The 3,445-nt window shown below is 58.7% G+C and carries 1 tRNA gene and 2 rRNA genes; all 3 read left to right on the forward strand.

Going from position 1 to position 3,445, the window contains the following annotated elements:
• Positions 1-322 precede the first annotated feature (322 nt).
• The 3 genes from AAFN86_RS29435 (at position 323) to AAFN86_RS29445 (ending at position 3,445) form a co-directional block, all read left to right on the forward strand.
• Positions 323-3,060, forward strand: a 23S ribosomal RNA gene (locus AAFN86_RS29435).
• Positions 3,061-3,174: 114 nt separating this feature from the next.
• A 5S ribosomal RNA gene (gene rrf, locus AAFN86_RS29440) occupies positions 3,175-3,289 on the forward strand.
• A 79-nt stretch (positions 3,290-3,368) separates the two neighbouring features.
• Positions 3,369-3,445: transfer RNA gene (locus AAFN86_RS29445), tRNA-Met, on the forward strand.

Genomic DNA, 3,445 nt, shown 5'->3' on the forward strand with positions numbered 1-3,445 from the left:
GGGTGCGGGGAAAATCCGCTGTGTCTGGATGATGCGGTGGTGACGGTTTGATGCTTGGTGCGCTGCCTTTGGGTGGCGGCACTTCCAAAACCTGTTTCGTTCCGCGCTGGCGGTCCGCGATCCTCGAGAGGGAAGCGGGTGGCGTGCGGGGCGGCATGTTCTTTCACATGGTGAAGATGATCAGTTGTTGTGTGTGTGAGTGACGCACATCGTCCGGGGGCAAGACTTGACCGCGCCCTGGGGATGGAGCGGGCGCTGCCACCCGAGACTAGGTAGCAGCATAGGGCGTGGTTTGGCCCTGTGCGCGGGCGGTGGTGTGGATAAAGAGTGAGAGAAGGGCATTCGGTGGATGCCTTGGCGCCAAGAGGCGATGAAGGACGTGGCACGCTGCGAAAAGCCGCGGGGAGATGCGAGCGATCGTTGATCCGCGGATGTCCGAATGGGGAAACCCACCCCTTTGGGGTATCCCGATCTGAATACATAGGGTCGGGAGGCGAACCCGGGGAACTGAAACATCTCAGTACCTGGAGGAAAAGACATCAACAGAGATTCCGCTAGTAGTGGCGAGCGAACGCGGAGCAGGCCAGTGGTTGCTGCAAGAGAAGCCGAACAATCTGGAAAGGTTGGCCGTAGTGGGTGATAGCCCCGTAGGCGTAGTGCTTGCAGTGATCCTTGAGTAGGGCGGGGCACGTGAAACCCTGTCTGAACATGGGGGGACCATCCTCCAAGCCTAAATACTCCTTGGCGACCGATAGTGCACAAGTACCGTGAGGGAAAGGTGAAAAGCACCCCGACGAGGGGAGTGAAAGAGACCTGAAACCGGATGCCTACAAGCAGTCGGAGCCCGCAAGGGTGACGGCGTACCTTTTGTATAATGGGTCCGCGAGTTCGTGTTGGCAGCAAGCTTAAGCCGAGAGGTGTAGGCGCAGCGAAAGCGAGTCTGAATAGGGCGCATAGTTGCCGGCATGAGACCCGAAACCTGGTGATCTAGCCATGGACAGGTTGAAGGTGGGGTAACACCCACTGGAGGACCGAACCCACGCCTGTTGAAAAAGTCGGGGATGATCTGTGGTTAGGGGTGAAAGGCCAATCAAACCAGGAAATAGCTGGTTCTCCGCGAAATCTATTGAGGTAGATCGTCCGTCGATCACCATCGGAGGTAGAGCACCGGAAGGGCTAGGGGGGCCCAAAGCCCTACCAAACCCTACCGAACTCCGAATGCCGATGAGTGCAGGCGGGCAGACAGACAGTGGGTGCTAAGGTCCATTGTCGAGAGGGAAACAACCCAGACCACCAGCTAAGGCCCCCAAATGATGGCTAAGTGGGAAAGCATGTGAGACGGCCAAAACAACCAGGAGGTTGGCTTAGAAGCAGCCATCCTTTAAAGAAAGCGTAATAGCTCACTGGTCTAAACAAGCTGTCTTGCGGCGAAAATGTACCGGGGCTCAAGCCATCTGCCGAAGCTGTGGGTGCGTAGCAATACGCGCGGTAGCGGAGCGTTCCGTAGGCCTGCGAAGCGGTACCGGTGACGGGCCGTGGAGGTATCGGAAGTGCGAATGCGGACATGAGTAACGACAAACAGAGTGAGAAACTCTGTCGCCGAAAGTCCAAGGGTTCCTGCGCAAGGTTAATCCGCGCAGGGTGAGCCGGCCCCTAAGGCGAGGGCGAAAGCCGTAGCCGATGGGAACCAGGTCAATATTCCTGGGCCCGCCAGAAGTGACGGCCGTGAAGTTCTGTCATCCCTTATCGGATTGGGGTGGCAGTTGGATCGGTCCGGGAAATAGCTCTGGCATATGGACCGTACCCGAAACCGACACAGGTGGACTGGATGAGTATTCCAAGGCGCTTGAGAGAACCATGCTGAAGGAACTAGGCAAATTGCCCGCGTAAGTTAGCGATAAGCGGGACCCATCTGTGGGCAACCATGGGTGGGTGGCACAGACCAGGGGGTGGCGACTGTTTAGTAAAAACACAGGGCTCTGCGAAATCGAGAGATGACGTATAGGGTCTGACGCCTGCCCGGTGCCGGAAGGTTAAAGGGAGGAGTGCAAGCTCCGAACTGAAGCCCCGGTAAACGGCGGCCGTAACTATAACGGTCCTAAGGTAGCGAAATTCCTTGTCGGGTAAGTTCCGACCTGCACGAATGGCGTAACGACCTCCCCACTGTCTCCAGCATGGGCTCAGTGAAATTGAATTCCCCGTGAAGATGCGGGGTACCCGCGGTCAGACGGAAAGACCCTATGAACCTTTACTGCAGCTTGGCAGTGGCGCCAGGAAGGGACTGTGTAGGATAGGTGGGAGGCATTGAAGCCGGGGCGCCAGCCTTGGTGGAGCCAACCTTGAAATACCACCCTGTGCCTTTCTGGCGTCTAACCGAACCCCGTTATCCGGGGTCGGGACCCTGCCTGGTGGGCAGTTTGACTGGGGCGGTCGCCTCCCAAAGAGTAACGGAGGCGCGCGATGGTGGGCTCAAGCCGGTCGGACATCGGCTGTTGAGTGCAAAGGCACAAGCCCGCCTGACTGCGAGTGCGACAGCACGAGCAGGGACGAAAGTCGGCCTTAGTGATCCGGTGGTCCCGCATGGAAGGGCCATCGCTCAACGGATAAAAGGTACTCTAGGGATAACAGGCTGATCTCCCCCAAGAGTCCACATCGACGGGGAGGTTTGGCACCTCGATGTCGGCTCATCGCATCCCGGGGCTGGAGCAGGTCCCAAGGGTTCGGCTGTTCGCCGATTAAAGCGGTACGTGAGCTGGGTTTAGAACGTCGTGAGACAGTTCGGTCCCTATCTGCCGTGGGTGTTGGAGACTTGAGAGGATCTTTCCCTAGTACGAGAGGACCGGGAAGGACGCACCTCTGGTGCACCGGTTGTCACGCCAGTGGCATCGCCGGGTAGCCAAGTGCGGAATGGATAACCGCTGAAGGCATCTAAGCGGGAAACCAGCCTCAAGACGAGGTCTCCCTAAGGGCCGTGCAAGACCAGCACGTCGATAGGCCGCAGGTGGAAGCTCCGTAAGGAGTGCAGCCAAGCGGTCCTAATCACCCGATAGAACTCCTTATCCATCACATCACCGCACGGGTTGGTCCGCCAACCCACCGCGCACAGCGCCAATCCACGCACACACACAGCCAACCGATCATCCCATCACCACATCCAAGGATCCGGCCCGGTGGCCCGGTGGCCATCGCGGGGTTGATACACTCGTTCCCATCCCGAACACGGCCGTGAAACACCCCAGCGCCCATGGTACTGCGTCTCAAGACGCGGGAGAGTCGGTCGCCGCCGGGCCACCAGGCCGGATCCTCAGCAACACACCATCACCCTGGCGGGATCATCTAACCCCCCCACCAAGGACACCCATCACCACCGCGGGGTGGAGCAGCCCGGTAGCTCGTCAGGCTCATAACCTGAAGGTCACAGGTTCAAATCCTGTCCCCGCATCCA

Source organism: Roseomonas sp. CAU 1739 (assembly GCF_039839775.1).
Classification (GTDB): Bacteria; Pseudomonadota; Alphaproteobacteria; order Acetobacterales; family Acetobacteraceae; genus Neoroseomonas.